A 15,642-nucleotide genomic window follows, 5' to 3' on the forward strand; every position below is an offset into this window, starting at 1 on the left:
AAACTGCCAACCGCGGTGCTACGAATGTTACAAGAAGGCCGGCATCTGCCGGCCTTGTTTGTACTTACATCACCAGACGACGAATATCTGCTAACAGGTTGCCAACGATGGTAATGAAACGTGCACCATCAGCACCGTCAATGACACGGTGATCGAAGGAAAGAGAGATTGGCATCATCAGACGCGGCGCAAACTCTTTACCGTTCCATACCGGCTCCATGGCAGACTTGGAGACACCAAGGATAGCCACTTCTGGCGCGTTAACGATCGGCGCGAAGTGAGTCGTACCCAAACCGCCAAGGCTGGAGATCGTAAAGCATCCGCCCTGCATGTCGCCCGCAGTCAGCTTGCCATCGCGCGCTTTCTTCGAGATCGCCATCAACTCACGAGACAGCTCGGTGATGCCTTTCTTGTTCACGTCTTTAAATACCGGAACAACCAGGCCATTAGGTGTATCCACTGCCACACCGATGTTGATGTACTTCTTCAACGTCAGCTTCTGCGCATCTTCGGACAGCGAGCTGTTGAAGCGTGGCATCTGCTCAAGAGCAGCGGCAACCGCTTTCATGATGAACACTACTGGCGTGAATTTCACATCCAGTTTACGTTTCTCAGCTTCAGCGTTCTGCTGCTTACGGAAGGCTTCCAGCTCGGTGATATCTGTTTTATCGAAATGCGTAACGTGAGGGATCATCACCCAGTTACGACTTAGGTTCGCACCAGAAATTTTCTGAATACGACCCAGTTCGACTTCTTCGATTTCGCCAAACTTGCTGAAGTCGACTTTCGGCCATGGCAACATGCCCGGCAAACCGCCACCGCTGGCTGCAGTCGGTGCTGCTTCCGCACGTTTAACCGCATCTTTCACGTAAGACTGTACGTCTTCTTTCAGGATGCGACCTTTACGGCCGGTGCCTTTCACTTTCGCCAGGTTAACACCGAACTCACGGGCCAGACGACGGATAACCGGCGTGGCATGTACGTAAGCATCATTCTCTGCAAACTCGCCTTTGGCTTCGGCTTTCGCCGGTGCCGCAGCGGGTTTAGCGTCAGTTTTGGCAGGTGCCGCAGTCTCTTGCTTCGCTGCTGGAGCTGGAGCCGCAGCCGGTGCTGCACCTTCAACTTCGAACTCCATGATCAGTGAACCGGTGCTGACTTTATCGCCCGTCGACACTTTCAGCGCTTTCACGGTGCCGGCGAACGGTGCCGGCACTTCCATCGAAGCCTTATCGCCTTCAACCACAATCAGTGATTGCTCAGCTTCGACTTTGTCGCCGACTTTCACCAAAACTTCGGTCACTTCGACTTCATCGCCGCCGATATCCGGCACGTTGACGTCTTTGGCGCCCGCAGCGGCGGCAGGAGCCGTTGCTGCTGCTTCTTTCACTTCTGGCTTCGCTTCGGCCGCAGGTGCTGCGCCTTCTGCTTCAAACACCATAATGTGAGAACCGGTATTCACTTTGTCACCGGTAGAGATTTTGATCTCTTTCACGGTGCCAGCGAACGGAGCCGGCACTTCCATCGAGGCTTTGTCGCCTTCAACCACAATCAGTGATTGTTCAGCTTCCACTTTGTCACCGACTTTCACCAAAATCTCTGTGACTTCGACTTCATCGCCGCCGATATCCGGGACGTTGACGTCTTTGCTCGCGGTAGCAGTAGCAGCGGCTGGCGCTGGCGCCGCCTCTGATTTTTCTCTTCCGCTGGCGCTGGCGCAGCTTCTGCTGCACCTTCTGCGTCAAACATCATGATCAAAGAGCCCGTTTCGACTTTATCGCCGGTAGAAATTTTAATCTCTTTAACCACGCCGGCCTGCGGTGAAGGCACTTCCATCGAAGCTTTGTCGCCTTCCACGGTGATCAGCGACTGCTCGGCTTCCACCTTGTCGCCAACTTTGACCAGAATCTCGGTGACTTCAACTTCATCAGACCCGATGTCCGGTACCTTAATTTCGATAGCCATTACTCTTTTACCTCTTAAGCCAGACGCGGGTTAACTTTATCGGCATCGATATTGAACTTGGTAATCGCTTCCGCTACCACTTTCTTATCGATTTCGCCACGTTTAGCCAGCTCGCCCAGTGCCGCAACCACCACATAAGAAGCATCAACTTCGAAGTGATGACGCAGATTTTCACGGCTATCCGAACGACCAAAGCCGTCGGTACCCAGCACGCGATAATCGCTAGCAGGGACATAGCTGCGAACCTGCTCGGCAAACAGTTTCATGTAGTCGGTTGACGCCACCGCTGGCGCATCACTCATTACCTGAGCGATGTAAGGAACGCGTGCTTCTTCGGTCGGATGCAGCATGTTCCAGCGCTCACAATCCTGGCCATCACGCGCCAGTTCGGTGAACGAGGTGACGCTGAATACGTCAGAACCGATGCCGTAATCTTTCGCCAGGATCTGCGCAGCTTCACGCACATGACGCAAGATTGAACCTGAACCCAACAGCTGAACTTTACCTTTGCTGCCTTCTACGGTTTCCAGCTTGTAGATACCTTTACGGATACCTTCTTCAACGCCTTGCGGCATCGCTGGCATGCGGTAGTTTTCGTTCAGCGTGGTGATGTAGTAATAAATATTTTCCTGCGCTTCGCCATACATACGTTTCAGGCCATCTTGCATGATGACAGCCACTTCGTAGGCATAAGACGGATCGTAAGAAATACAGTTCGGGATAGTCAGCGACTGAATATGGCTGTGACCATCTTCATGCTGCAGACCTTCGCCGTTCAGCGTGGTACGACCGGAGGTACCGCCGACCAGGAAGCCGCGCGCCTGTTGGTCGCCCGCCAGCCACATCAAATCACCAATACGTTGGAAACCGAACATCGAGTAATAGATGTAGAACGGAATCATTGGCAAGTTGTTGGTGCTGTAAGAGGTCGCCGCCGCCAGCCAGGATGAACCTGCACCCAGCTCGTTGATCCCTTCCTGCAGAATTTGACCTTTCTCGTCTTCTTTATAGTAAGCAACCTGCTCACGGTCCTGCGGGGTATATTGCTGACCGTTCGGGCTGTAAATACCAATCTGACGGAACAGACCTTCCATACCAAAGGTACGCGCTTCGTCAGCAAGGATAGGAACCAGACGATCTTTGATCGACTTGTTCTTCAGCATCACGTTCAGGGCACGCACGAAGGCGATGGTGGTAGAGATCTCTTTGTTCTGCTCTTCCAGCAGCGCACCGAACTCTTCCAACGCAGGCATTTCCAGTTTTTCAGTAAACTGTGGCTGACGTGAAGGCAGATAACCGCCTAACTTCTGGCGCTGAGCGTGCAGATAGGTGTGCTCTTCAGAACCTTCTTCGAAGGTGACGTAAGGCAGCTCTTCAATTTTTTCATCGGCAACAGGCACGTTGAAGCGATCGCGGATATAGCGAACGCCGTCCATGTTCATTTTCTTCACCTGGTGAGCAATGTTCTTGCCTTCCGCGGTGTCGCCCATACCATAACCTTTGATGGTGTGCGCCAGAATCAGAACCGGTTTGCCTTTGGTGTCTTGCGCTTTTTTCAGTGCTGCATAGACTTTCTTCGGATCGTGGCCGCCACGGTTCAATGCCCAGATTTCATCATCGGACAGATCTTTAACCAGCTCAGCTGTTTCCGGATATTTACCAAAGAAATGCTCACGCACGTAAGCGCCGTCACGTGATTTGAAGGTCTGATAATCGCCATCAACGGTTTCGTTCATCAGTTGGATCAGTTTGCCGCTGGTATCTTTACGCAGCAACTCATCCCAACGACCGCCCCAGATCACTTTGATCACTTCCCAGCCTGCGCCAGCGAAGATGCCTTCCAGCTCATTGATGATCTTGCCGTTACCAGTGACCGGACCATCCAGACGCTGGAGGTTACAGTTGATGATGAAGACCAGGTTATCCAGTTTTTCACGGGTGGCGATAGTGATCGCACCTTTGGATTCTGGCTCATCCATCTCACCATCACCCAGGAAGGCGTAAACGGTTTGTGCTGAGGTATCTTTCAGGCCACGGTGTTCCAGATATTTCAGGAATTTAGCCTGATAAATTGCCGTCAATGGACCAAGGCCCATGGAAACGGTCGGGAACTGCCAGAATTCTGGCATCAGTTTCGGGTGCGGATATGATGACAAACCTTTGCCATCCACTTCCTGACGGAAGTTATTCATTTGCTCTTCGGTCAGACGACCTTCGAGGAACGCACGCGCATAGATGCCTGGAGAAATGTGACCCTGGAAATAAACCAGATCGCCGCCATCTTTGTCACTGCGCGCGCGGAAGAAGTGGTTAAAGCACACTTCATAAATGGTTGCAGAAGACTGGAAGGAAGAGAGGTGGCCACCCAGCTCCAGATCTTTCTTCGATGCACGTAGCACCGACATGACAGCGTTCCAGCGGATTGCGGAACGGATACGACGTTCAAGAGAGGTATTCCCCGGATAATCCGGTTCATCTTCAACGGCAATAGAGTTGATGTAGTTGCTGATTGCAGAGGAACCTGCAGCAACTTTCACGCCGCCTTTGCGGGCTGCACCCAGTACCTGATCAATCAGATACTGCGCACGTTCTACACCTTCTTCACGGATGACCGATTCGATCGCCTGTAGCCAGTCACGAGTTTCGATCGGATCCACGTCATTGTGTAAACGTTCTGACATGGGTGTGTTCCTTATCTGTGTCTAATACGTTGAATAATCGGGAGCCTGTAAAGCTTAAGGGAGACAGGCTCGTCGCACATGTCCGCACGATCTGTGTCGCACGTTATTCCTTACGTTGCTGTAAACGACGTAGGGAGCGTTCTCGACGGCTCTGCTCCCGACTTCTGTCCAGCAAGATTTCCTCTATGAACGCCAGGTGACGATGTGAAGCTTCGCGTGCTTGTTCTGGCTCACGAGCCACAATCGCCTCAAATATACTGGCGCGGTGACCACTCACTTTCGCCAGCATTTCTCGGCGCGAGTAGAGTAATTCGAAATTCTGGCGGACGTTTTTCTCCAGCATCGGCCCCATCGAGCGTAGCAAATGCAATAGCACAACGTTATGGGCCGCTTCTGTGACAGCAATTTGGTACTGCATTACTGCGTCCGCTTCGGCGTCTAAATCGCCGCTATCTTGTGCCTGTTGAATCTGAACATGGCAGTCACGAATACGCTGCACATCATCTTCTGTACCACGCAGTGCCGCGTAATAGGCGGCGATACCTTCAAGCGCGTGGCGCGTTTCCAGCAGGTCAAACTGTGATTCCGGATGGTCGGCGAGAAGCTCAACGAGCGGATCGCTCATGCTTTGCCAGAGATGTTCTTGTACGAACGTTCCGCCGCCTTGACGGCGTAGCAATAATCCTTTGGCTTCTAAGCGCTGGATTGCCTCGCGGAGTGACGGACGTGAGACATCGAATTGTTTGGCGAGTTCGCGCTCTGGGAGCAGCTTCTCTCCCGGACGAAGCGTCCCTTCCATAATCAACGATTCGAGCTGTTGCTCGATTGCGTCGGAGAGCTTGGGTTGGCGAATCTTACTGTAAGCCATCTTCCCTTCTTATTATGCCAATCGTCCGGAGTAAATTGGTAATACCAATTGCAAAATGGTGGCCGTAAAGTAACAAAGTATTCACCTTGTGTCTATATGGCTTCCGTCACATATCAATCCAGTGCTGCCATGGCCTGACGCTAAGTTACCGTTAAAAAAATGAAAAATTAGTGTCACGCCAAATGTTAAATATTTTCACTTTTACCAAACCTTACACGCGGTTAGTGAATTAAGACACGTCTTACCATAAGGCAAACTTATTCGTGTTTAGTGTTATTTCGTGGCAGAAATTCTGCTGCATTTTTTATGTAAGAAACGGCGGATTTTAAGCCAACTCCCCGCACGAAAAGCGAAAGCAGGTGCAAAGCAATGCGCTTATCACTATTCTTGTCGCCAGGGTAGCAGTGAGCAGCATATCGCTCGCCTGATACCGTAAAAAAATCAATACGTTAATGTAACCACTTCATTACAGCGAACTTGCGCTGCGAGCGAAGAATTCAACATCACGAGGTTTGTATGGAACAACAGCACGGCGAAGCGCTGCAGCGCGGTCTTAAGAACCGCCATATTCAGCTGATCGCGCTGGGTGGTGCGGTGGGGACCGGTCTATTTCTGGGCAGTGCATCGGTCATAAAATCTGCCGGACCGGCCGTTATTCTGGGTTATGCCATCGCTGGCTTTATCGCTTTTCTCATCATGCGTCAGTTGGGCGAAATGGTGGTTGAAGAGCCGGTTGCAGGTAGCTTTAGCCACTTTGCCTATAAATACTGGGGCAACTTTGCAGGTTTCGCTTCGGGCTGGAACTATTGGGTTCTGTATGTCTTAGTGGCAATGGCGGAACTCACTGCGGTAGGCAAATACATTCAGTTCTGGTGGCCAGACTTCCCCACCTGGGCTTCGGCAGCCATCTTCTTCGTGATGATCAACGCCATCAACCTGACCAATGTAAAAGTGTTTGGTGAGATGGAATTCTGGTTCGCCATTATTAAAGTGGTTGCCGTTATTGGTATGATCCTGTTTGGCGGCTGGCTGCTGTTCAGCGGTCACGGCGGCCCGCAAGCCACGGTAAGAAACCTGTGGGAACAAGGCGGATTCTTCCCGAACGGTTTTGGCGGCTTGGTGATGGTGATGGCCATTATCATGTTCTCGTTTGGTGGCCTGGAACTGGTTGGGATCACGGCGGCAGAAGCTGACAATCCAGAAACCAGTATTCCGAAAGCGACTAACCAAGTGCTGTGGCGCATCCTGATCTTCTATATCGGTTCTCTGACCGTATTGCTGTCACTGATGCCGTGGACACGCGTCACCGCTGAAACCAGTCCGTTCGTCTTTATCTTCCACGAATTAGGTGATGCCATGGTGGCTAACGCCCTAAACGTGGTGATCCTGACAGCGGCGTTATCGGTTTATAACAGCTGTGTTTACTGCAACAGCCGTATGCTGTTTGGTCTGGCGCAACAAGGCAATGCGCCAAAAGCACTGCTTAAAGTTGATCGCCGCGGCGTGCCGGTTATGACAATTCTGGTTTCAGCCGTTGCTACCGCGCTGTGTGTGTTGATCAACTACCTGATGCCAGGCGAAGCGTTCGGTCTGCTGATGTCGCTGGTGGTTTCCGCGCTGGTGATCAACTGGGCGATGATCAGCCTTGCTCACCTGAAATTCCGCAGGAAGAAAGATCAGCAAGGCGTGACAACACGCTTCAAAGCGCTGTTCTACCCAATCGGTAACTGGATTTGCCTGGTGTTTCTGGCCGGTATTTTGGTGCTCATGGCTATCACGCCGGGCATGGCCATTTCTGTCTGGCTGATCCCCGTCTGGTTGGTGATTTTGGGCATTGGTTACATGATTAAAAAGCACACGCAGAAAACTTAATCTGCTGCCCGCCGACGTTTGTTAAACCTCGGCGGGTTTTCTTTCAAACTTCTGATCTCAGTCACACTTCTCTCTCCACACCTGTTTTGTCCATCTTAGTGACGAATTGTTGCCAGCCATGATATTGATTTAACGATGATAATTCCTGCTCACACCGGATGCGCAGGAGAAGACCATGAAAGGTGCAGCCCTCTCATTTCGAGAAAAGCTTGGATACGGCATGGGCGATGCCGGATGTAACATGATTGGCGGTGCCATCATGCTATTCCTCAACTATTTCTATACCGATGTTTTTGGCCTGGCCCCCGCGCTGGTGGGCACGTTATTGCTTTCAGTTCGCGTACTGGATGCGGTGACCGATCCGATTATGGGTGCCATTGCTGACCGCACTCAAAGCCGTTGGGGACGTTTCCGTCCATGGCTACTCTGGATTTCCGTACCTTATGTGTTGTTCAGCGTCATGATGTTTACTACGCCGGATTGGCGCTACGAATACAAGGTGATCTGGGCTTTCGTCACCTACTTCCTGATGTCGCTAACCTACACCGCGATAAATATCCCTTACTGCTCACTGGGTGGCGTCATTACTAACGATCCCAGCGAACGCGTTTCCTGTCAGTCTTACCGCTTCGTGATGGTGGGAATTGCGACACTGATTTTGTCGCTCTCTTTGCTCCCTATGGCGGAATGGTTTGGTGGAGAGGACAAAGCGCGCGGTTATCAAATGGCGATGGGCGTACTCGCTCTGATTGGGCTGGGCATGTTTCTGTTCTGTTTTGCGAACGTGCGTGAACGCATCCACCCCGCCGTCCCGAGCCATGACGATTTGAAAAAGGATATGCGCGACGTCTGGAAAAACGATCAGTGGGTGCGCATTTTGCTGCTCACGTTCTGCAATGTTTGCCCTGGCTTCATTCGCATGGCCGCAACCATGTATTACGTGACGTGGGTGATGGGACAAAGCACGCATTTCGCCACGATTTTCATCAGTCTGGGTGTGATTGGCATGATGTTGGGCAGCACGCTGGCAAAAGTACTGACCGATCGCTGGTGCAAACTCAAAGTCTTTTTCTGGACCAATATCGCGCTGGCACTGTTTTCCTGCGGCTTTTATTGGATCGATCCGCACGCCACTGTCATGGTGGTGGTCGCCTACTTCCTGCTGAATATCCTGCATCAGATTCCTTCGCCGTTGCACTGGTCATTAATGGCTGACGTTGATGATTACGGTGAATGGAAAACCGGCAAGCGTATTACCGGGATGAGTTTTTCCGGCAATCTGTTCTTTTTGAAAGTAGGCCTGGCGGTCGCAGGCGCGATGGTGGGTTTTCTGTTGTCATTTTATGGCTACGATGCCGGCGCTAAACAGCAATCTCCGCAAGCCGTCAACGGCATCATATTGCTGTTCACTGTGATTCCCGGCGTAGGCTACTTGATTACTGCAGGTGTGGTTCGCCTGATGAAGGTAGACCGCAAAATGATGCAAACCATTCAGGCCGATCTGGCTCTGCGTCGAGAAAACTTCCGTGATTTACAACCGCTTCATCAACGCGACGGCGTCGCCACTCAAACTGGAGAAGTAAAATGAGCACTATCTTGCCGAATCCTTTTATCGAGCAGCGCGCTGATCCTTTCATTTTGCTTCATCAGCAGCACTATTATTTCATCGCGTCGGTGCCGGAATATGATCGTTTAGAGATTCGACAGGCCTCGTCACTGCAAGGACTACGCGATGCTGAAGCTGTTGTGGTGTGGCGCAAACCGGAAAGCGGCCCATGCAGCGAACTGATCTGGGCACCTGAACTGCATAATATTAATGGACAATGGGTAATCTATTTCGCCGCAGCCCCAACGCGTGACATCAAAGATGGGCTGTTTCAGCATCGTATGTATGCGCTGGTCTGCGACGACGCCGATCCTCTCAGCGGTCAATGGCAACCGTGCCGTCGCGTTTTCACCCACATTGACAGCTTTTCATTAGATGCCACGCACTTCGTTCATCAGGGAAAAAACTGGTATCTCTGGGCACAAAAAGATCCGACGATTCCCGGTAACTCCAACCTCTATCTCGCTGAATTACTCAATCCCTGGACGCTGAAAGGCACGCCAGTGATGCTAAGCCGCCCTGAATATGAGTGGGAATGTGCCGGGTTTAGCGTAAATGAAGGACCTGCGGTGATTACCCATGGCCAGCGACTTTTTGTCAGTTATTCTGCTAGCGCAACGGACGAAAATTACTGCATGGGTCTGTTATCGATAGCGTTAGATGCACCGCTGTTACAGCCTGAAGCGTGGCACAAATCCGCACGTCCGGTATTTGGTTCAAGCTGGGATAACCATCAATATGGTCCGGGGCATAACTGCTTCACGCAAGATGAGGAAGGCCGGGATGTGCTGGTGTATCACGCACGTAACTACACCGAAATTGAGGGCGACCCGCTGTGGGACCCAAACCGCCACACGCGGCTGAAATACATTGAGTGGCGAGAAGACGGCACACCAGACTTTGGTGTACCGCCTGCCGATTACACTAACGTGCCGTAAATTGTCAGCAACGCCACAACGACAACTAACACCAGCGAAATACGCTTGGCTAACGCCACCGCAACACGTGGCGTTTCAACTTTATCCGTATGCGGATCACGCTCCAGCGAGAACTGCGCCAGGCTGGTTAATACCTGATATTGCGAACGGTGACGATCGGTCAACGAAGCAAACCAGGCCGGCAAGGCTTTTTCGCCGTGTCCTAGCAGGGCATAAGCGACACCCGCCAGCCGGACCGGGATCCAGTCCACAAGATGCAAAATGCCATCAACACCTGATTGCGCTCGCGCCATAGGTGTTTGATGTTTTGCCAACCAACTTTGCCAGGCACGTAAAAAAGCGTATCCCACCAGCAAAACCGGCCCCCACGCGCCACCTGCCACAAACCAGAACAGCGGAGCGAGGTAGAAACGGAAGTTAATCCAGATCAGCGCATTTTGCAGTTCCCGCAGAAACTCGCGCTCGCTGCATTCAACCGGCACCCCGTGAATAAGTGTTAATTCTGCAGCCATTGCCTGATGCGCAGCGGCATCGTCGTGGCTAGCCGCTTTTAAATAGTTGTGATAATGCAATCGCACCGAGCCTGCGCCAATACACAACAAACCGATCATAATCCAGAACAGCAGTTGCGCCACGCCAAACAATAGCCCTTTTAGGCTCCACACCACCAGTGCTGTTATCGCCATCGCTAAAACCATCATGAGCAGCGTACGCATCATTGAAAAGTGCTGCCGACGACGAAACAGAGGCTCAAGCCGATGATCGAACTGCCAATGCTCGCCCAGTTTGAACAGGCGCTCCCAGCCTAAAACTAATAACAAGGTAAACAACGTCATACAGACTCCAGGAAAGTCAGAATTTTTATTGCGTTAACAGCTGCTTATAGTATTCCCAGTCAAAAGCAGGACCGGGATCAGTTTTACGTTCTGGCGCGATATCACTGTGCCCGGTAATCCGCGATGGCGTCAGCGGATACGTTTGCATCAGCAACTGGGTTACCTGCTGTAATGATTGATATTGTGCTTCGGTATAAGGCTCAACATCGGTGCCTTCAAGCTCAATACCGATCGAATAATCATTGCAGTTATCGCGCCCTCTAAACTGCGAAACGCCTGCATGCCAGGCGCGCTTATCAAAAGAGACATATTGAACAATTTCGCCATCGCGGCGAATCAAGCAATGTGCCGCAACGCGGAGGTGCGCAATATCGGCAAAATAAGGATGTGCATCCGCAGGCAAGGTGCCGGTAAACAGGCGATCAATCCACGGACCGCCAAATTCGCCCGGCGGTAAGCTGATGTTATGAATCACCAACAATGAAGGCGCTTCCTCTGCAGGACGATCGTTGCAGTGTGGCGAGGGCACCCGACGCGCATGTCTCAGCCAACCTTGTTCAATTTTCATGCCGATTTCCTTATACAAACCTGGCTGAGAATAACATGTATTTTAAGGGTTTCTTGCGTCTTAATGCGTCGATTCTGAGGCCAGGACAATATGCAAGTTAAGGATACTAAACAAAACCCTTCTCCTTGCTGGCATGAATATGCCTTTCAGGCTATTGTGAACGCCACATTCATTGACCCTTTTGGAGCAAAACGCTTATGTCTACGCGTCGTTATGATCCAGACAGCCGCCGTCAGGCGCTGATTGAGCGCATCGAAAATGATATCCCCGAAGCCGTTGCACGTGCTTTGCAGGAAGATCTTGGCGGCGATATCGATAGCGAGCGTGATATTACTGCTCAGCTTTTGCCAGCAGATACTCAAGCCCATGCACAAGTAATCACTCGGGAAGTCGGTGTTTTCTGTGGTAAACGCTGGGTGGAAGAGGTGTTTAACCAACTGGGTTCACACGTCTCCCTGACCTGGCATATAGAAGATGGCCAGGCGGTGGTGCCTGATCAGCTGCTGTTCGAAATTGAAGGTTCTGCTCGCTTGTTACTGACTGCTGAGCGTACCGCGCTGAATTTCGTCCAAACGCTTTCAGGCGTGGCGAGTGAAGTCAGCCGTTACGTGAAGTTGCTGGAAGGCAGCCAAACACAGCTGCTGGATACACGAAAAACGTTGCCCGGCTTACGTACTGCGCTGAAATATGCGGTGCTTTGCGGCGGCGGTAATAATCATCGACTGGGTCTGTCAGATGCCTTTTTAATCAAAGAAAATCATATTATTGCCAGTGGCTCGATTCGTCAGGCGGTAGAGAAAGCCTTCTGGCTGCACCCTGATGTACCGGTAGAAGTCGAAGTTGAATCTATAGACGAATTGAACCAGGCGCTGGACGCCGCAGCCGATATCATCATGCTGGATAATTTCAGCCTTGATGAAATGCGTGAAGCCGTCAAAATTACGCATGGCCGTTCGCTGCTTGAGGTATCGGGCAACGTTACCGAAACCACGCTGCCACAAATCGCCCAAACCGGCGTGGATTATGTTTCTGTCGGCGCATTGACTAAACACGTGCGTGCGCTCGACCTCTCTATGCGTTTTCAACAAAAATAGACCGCGAAGCCGGACGCCTGTTCCGGCTCATTTTGCGGGCTCGCTTCCACCGCTCTGCTCTTTTGCCTGCAACATTACTGATTGCCTGCGTAATAACATCCATCCGCTAAAGACACCGCTGTCGCTGACCCTGCGATATTTTTAGGCTGTCTCCTTCTTATTCAGGAGACATGCAATGAATGCTCAACGTGGTTTTACCTTGGTCGAATTGATGATTGTGGTGGGCATTGTTGCCATCCTCAGCGCCATCGGCCTCCCCGCTTATCAAAACTATCTGCAACGTGCAGCGCTTACCGACATGTTGCAAACCATGGTGCCCTATAAAACGGCGGTAGAACTTTGTGCCATCGAACGTGGAGGGCCAACGCAATGCCAGGCAGGGCAGCGCGGCATTCCTGCTGCCAAAGGCTCGCGCTATGTCTCTTCTTTGAGCGTAACCAATGGCGTCATTATGCTGTCAGGCCAGGAAAGCCTGAACGGCTTGAGCGTAGAGATGCTACCGATTTGGGACAGCAATGAAGGAGGCCTTAACTGGCAGCGTAGCTGTACCAGCAGTAATACCAGCCTGCGTGACAATTGCCTGGCGCAATTCCGCTTCGCGGATAAAGGAGCTGGCGATGAAAAAGTCTAAGAATGCACTCACTTCTCTGTGCCAGCGCCACCAGGCGATTGTGTTACACCACGATGCGACACAGCTACGTGTAGCGGTTACCGAATCGGTTCCTTCAGGCTTGGCTGAAGCACTGCATTTTGCCAGCCAGTGTCAGATTGAGATTGAGTGCTGGCCGCAGGCGCGGATGGATCAGTTTCAGCATGCCGAGCAGCCGCTGGTTGCCCGTGAAGCTACGCCAACCGAATCAGCCATTGAAGCCACGCAGCAGATTTTGCGTCAGGCGCTGCAGCGACGCGCTTCAGATATTCATATTGAACCTTTGCAGCATGGTTTAAGGATCAGGTTACGCATTGATGGCGTCCTTCATCCGCTCTCCTCATTGCCAGATACTCAACCTGCAGCGCTGTTAGCGAGGTTGAAAATTTTGGGTGGATTAGATATCGCTGAGCGTCGCTTACCGCAAGATGGGCAATTCAGCATGGAGATCGAAGGCAAACCGGCTTCTTTTCGTTTGTCCACGTTACCCATCAACCGTGGCGAAAAAGCGGTCGTGCGCCTGCTTCAAAGTGAAAATGCCGCTTTGTCGCTGGATAAACTGGGCTTGCCAGCCGCCCAGTTACGCCTTATCACGAGCGCATTAGCACAGCCACAAGGTTTGATTTTGGTTACTGGCCCCACCGGCAGCGGTAAAACTTTTACGTTGTATAGCGGGCTGAGCGCACTCAATAAGCCAGAGAAAAATGTGTGCAGCGTTGAAGATCCCATTGAGATCCCGCTGCCTGGGATTAATCAGACGCAGATTAACCCCAAGTGTGGCCTTGATTTTAACCGCGTGTTGCGTGCCCTGCTGCGTCAGGATCCCGATGTCATTATGGTGGGTGAAATACGTGATGCAGAAACGGCAGAAATCGCCGTTAAGGCGGCACAAACCGGACATTTGGTGTTATCGACGCTTCACACTAATTCCACCGCAGAAACATTGACGCGATTGCGCCAAATGGGGATTCCTGGCTACCTGCTGGGCTCTGCGCTGCGCCTGATTGTTGCGCAGCGCTTAGTCAGGCGCTTATGTCCACACTGCCGCCAGCCTGCGCAGGCAGTCGCGCATTATCCCTCGGAACTTTGGCCTGGCACGCTACAAACCTGGCGAGCACCCGGCTGCGATCACTGTTTTTCCGGCTATTTTGGTCGACTGGCGCTGTTTGAACTGCTGCCTGTTACGGCCAAGCTTCAGAACGCTATTGCCGCTGAAATGCCGCTTGATAGCCTGCTGGCATTGGCAAAACAGCAAGGAATGCGATCGCTGCTGGCGGCAGGACTCGAAGCCGTTAGCCGGGGCGATACTTCGTTAGAGGAAATGCAACGCGTGATAGGACTCGACGATGGCTAATCTGTGTCTGTACAGTTGGCAAGCCGTCGACAGTAAAGGCGAACTGCAAAGTGGCAAAAGCCTGGCGCTTAATAGTGATCGACTGCTTGTGGATCTGACTGAAAACGATCTGCTGCCAATCAACTGGAAGCGAGATAAAGTCTGGCGCCAGCGCGACTGGAAATGGCAGCAGAAAATAGATCTGATTCGTCAACTTGCGACGCTACTAAAAGCAGGATTGCCCCTTTCAGAAGGATTAATACTGCTTGCTGAAGGGCATCCGCATAAAGGCTGGCAAGCCTTGCTTGTAGCGCTTCAGCAACGTGTGTTATCGGGTGAACCTTTTTCGCAGGCATTACGTGACTGGCCGCAGATTTTCCCGCCACTTTTTCCTGCATTGATGGAGGTGGGAGAATTAACCGGCCAGCTGGATATATGTTGCGCGCAATTGGCACACCAGCAGGCTCGGCAGCAATATCTCTGGAGTAAAGTGATCAAGGCGCTACGTTATCCGCTGTTTATTTTAATGGTGGCTATCGCGGTTTCGTGTGGGATGCTGCTTTTCGTGCTGCCTGAATTTGTCTCCGTTTACGCATCCTTTGATGCTCCCCTTCCCGCATTTACCGCAGCAGTCATGCAACTTTCCACCGGCTTGCAGTCATGGGGCCTAACGCTGACATTCCTGTTTATGTTCATTTTGCTGGGTTGGCGAGAGTTGCGGCGTCGTTCAAGCGACTGGCAGCGTTACGAACAGCGTATGCTTTTACGCATTCCAATATTGGCAGGATTGTGGCGTGGCAGCCAACTGACCCAGGTGTACACGATTTTGCAGCTAACCCAACAAGCCGGGCTGACATTGCTGCAAGGGTTGGAGGCTGTGCAGGTTACGCTCTCTTCATTGCTTTGGCGCGAAGCCATTGAGAAGCTGCAACAGCATATTTCGCAAGGAAAGCCACTGCATCAGGCACTCGATAATCATCCGTTGTTTACCGCATTGTGTGGCCAATTGGTGCGTGTTGGCGAAGAAGCTGGTGCATTAGATGTCATGCTGGCGCGTCTGGCTGAATGGCATGAAGATCAAACATTGAGCCGCGCAGATAGCCTTGCAGCCTCACTGGAACCAATGATGATGGTCATCATTGGGGGAATTGTCGGCACGCTGGTCATTGCCATGTATTTACCGGTTTTTGGTCTGGGCGATGCTATGCATTAGGGCGCGCTGGAGAACGCGCCCC

The 15,642-nt window shown here is 51.8% G+C and carries 11 protein-coding genes and 1 pseudogene; 7 read left to right on the forward strand and 5 right to left on the reverse strand.

Annotation, left to right across the window (positions count from 1 at the left end):
• Positions 1–64: 64 nt before the first annotated feature.
• The 3 genes and pseudogenes from aceF to pdhR form a co-directional block, all read right to left on the reverse strand.
• A pseudogene (aceF, locus tag KQP84_RS18395) lies at positions 65–1,962 on the reverse strand (pyruvate dehydrogenase complex dihydrolipoyllysine-residue acetyltransferase).
• A 14-nt stretch (positions 1,963–1,976) separates the two neighbouring features.
• Positions 1,977–4,643, reverse strand: coding sequence for a pyruvate dehydrogenase (acetyl-transferring), homodimeric type (aceE, locus tag KQP84_RS18400; RefSeq protein ID WP_215847614.1), 2,667 nt, complete (start codon positions 4,641–4,643; stop codon positions 1,977–1,979).
• A 103-nt stretch (positions 4,644–4,746) separates the two neighbouring features.
• Positions 4,747–5,511: a pyruvate dehydrogenase complex transcriptional repressor PdhR gene (gene pdhR, locus KQP84_RS18405; RefSeq protein WP_215847615.1), complete on the reverse strand. Its 765-nt coding sequence runs from the start codon at positions 5,509–5,511 to the stop codon at positions 4,747–4,749.
• A gap of 516 nt (positions 5,512–6,027) precedes the next feature.
• On the opposite strand from pdhR, the gene aroP reads away from it, so the two are divergent.
• The 3 genes from aroP to KQP84_RS18420 all read left to right on the forward strand — a co-directional run bounded on the left by aroP (position 6,028) and on the right by KQP84_RS18420 (position 9,927).
• Positions 6,028–7,383, forward strand: a complete 1,356-nt coding sequence (aroP, locus tag KQP84_RS18410) for an aromatic amino acid transporter AroP (RefSeq protein WP_215847616.1) — start codon at positions 6,028–6,030, stop codon at positions 7,381–7,383.
• A 175-nt stretch (positions 7,384–7,558) separates the two neighbouring features.
• The gene (locus tag KQP84_RS18415; protein WP_215847617.1) at positions 7,559–8,971 is read left to right on the forward strand and encodes a glycoside-pentoside-hexuronide (GPH):cation symporter; all 1,413 of its coding nucleotides are present in this window, start codon (positions 7,559–7,561) and stop codon (positions 8,969–8,971) included.
• Positions 8,968–9,927: a glycoside hydrolase family 43 protein gene (locus KQP84_RS18420; protein ID WP_215847618.1), complete on the forward strand. Its 960-nt coding sequence runs from the start codon at positions 8,968–8,970 to the stop codon at positions 9,925–9,927. Before KQP84_RS18415 ends, KQP84_RS18420 begins: the two co-directional genes overlap by 4 nt.
• Here the strand turns inward: KQP84_RS18420 and ampE are convergent.
• Both ampE and ampD read right to left on the reverse strand, forming a co-directional pair.
• The gene (ampE, locus tag KQP84_RS18425; protein WP_215847619.1) at positions 9,909–10,763 is read right to left on the reverse strand and encodes a beta-lactamase regulator AmpE; all 855 of its coding nucleotides are present in this window, start codon (positions 10,761–10,763) and stop codon (positions 9,909–9,911) included. The genes KQP84_RS18420 and ampE overlap by 19 nt on opposite strands.
• A 25-nt stretch (positions 10,764–10,788) precedes the next feature.
• Positions 10,789–11,331: a 1,6-anhydro-N-acetylmuramyl-L-alanine amidase AmpD gene (gene ampD / locus KQP84_RS18430; RefSeq protein WP_215847620.1), complete on the reverse strand. Its 543-nt coding sequence runs from the start codon at positions 11,329–11,331 to the stop codon at positions 10,789–10,791.
• Positions 11,332–11,528: 197 nt separating this feature from the next.
• On the opposite strand from ampD, the gene nadC reads away from it, so the two are divergent.
• The 4 genes from nadC (at position 11,529) to hofC (ending at position 15,620) form a co-directional block, all read left to right on the forward strand.
• Complete coding sequence (gene nadC / locus KQP84_RS18435; protein ID WP_215847621.1) at positions 11,529–12,425, forward strand: carboxylating nicotinate-nucleotide diphosphorylase; 897 nt, start codon at positions 11,529–11,531, stop codon at positions 12,423–12,425.
• Between the two features lie 175 nt (positions 12,426–12,600).
• On the forward strand, positions 12,601–13,056 hold the full coding sequence (ppdD, locus tag KQP84_RS18440; protein WP_215847622.1) for a prepilin peptidase-dependent pilin: 456 nt from the start codon (positions 12,601–12,603) through the stop codon (positions 13,054–13,056).
• Positions 13,043–14,428, forward strand: coding sequence for a type II secretion system protein GspE (gene gspE / locus KQP84_RS18445; protein ID WP_252515307.1), 1,386 nt, complete (start codon positions 13,043–13,045; stop codon positions 14,426–14,428). Before ppdD ends, gspE begins: the two co-directional genes overlap by 14 nt.
• Positions 14,421–15,620, forward strand: coding sequence for a protein transport protein HofC (hofC, locus tag KQP84_RS18450; protein ID WP_215847624.1), 1,200 nt, complete (start codon positions 14,421–14,423; stop codon positions 15,618–15,620). Before gspE ends, hofC begins: the two co-directional genes overlap by 8 nt.
• Positions 15,621–15,642: the final 22 nt, after the last annotated feature.

Source organism: Candidatus Pantoea bituminis, assembly GCF_018842675.1.
GTDB lineage: Bacteria > Pseudomonadota > Gammaproteobacteria > Enterobacterales > Enterobacteriaceae > Pantoea > Pantoea phytostimulans.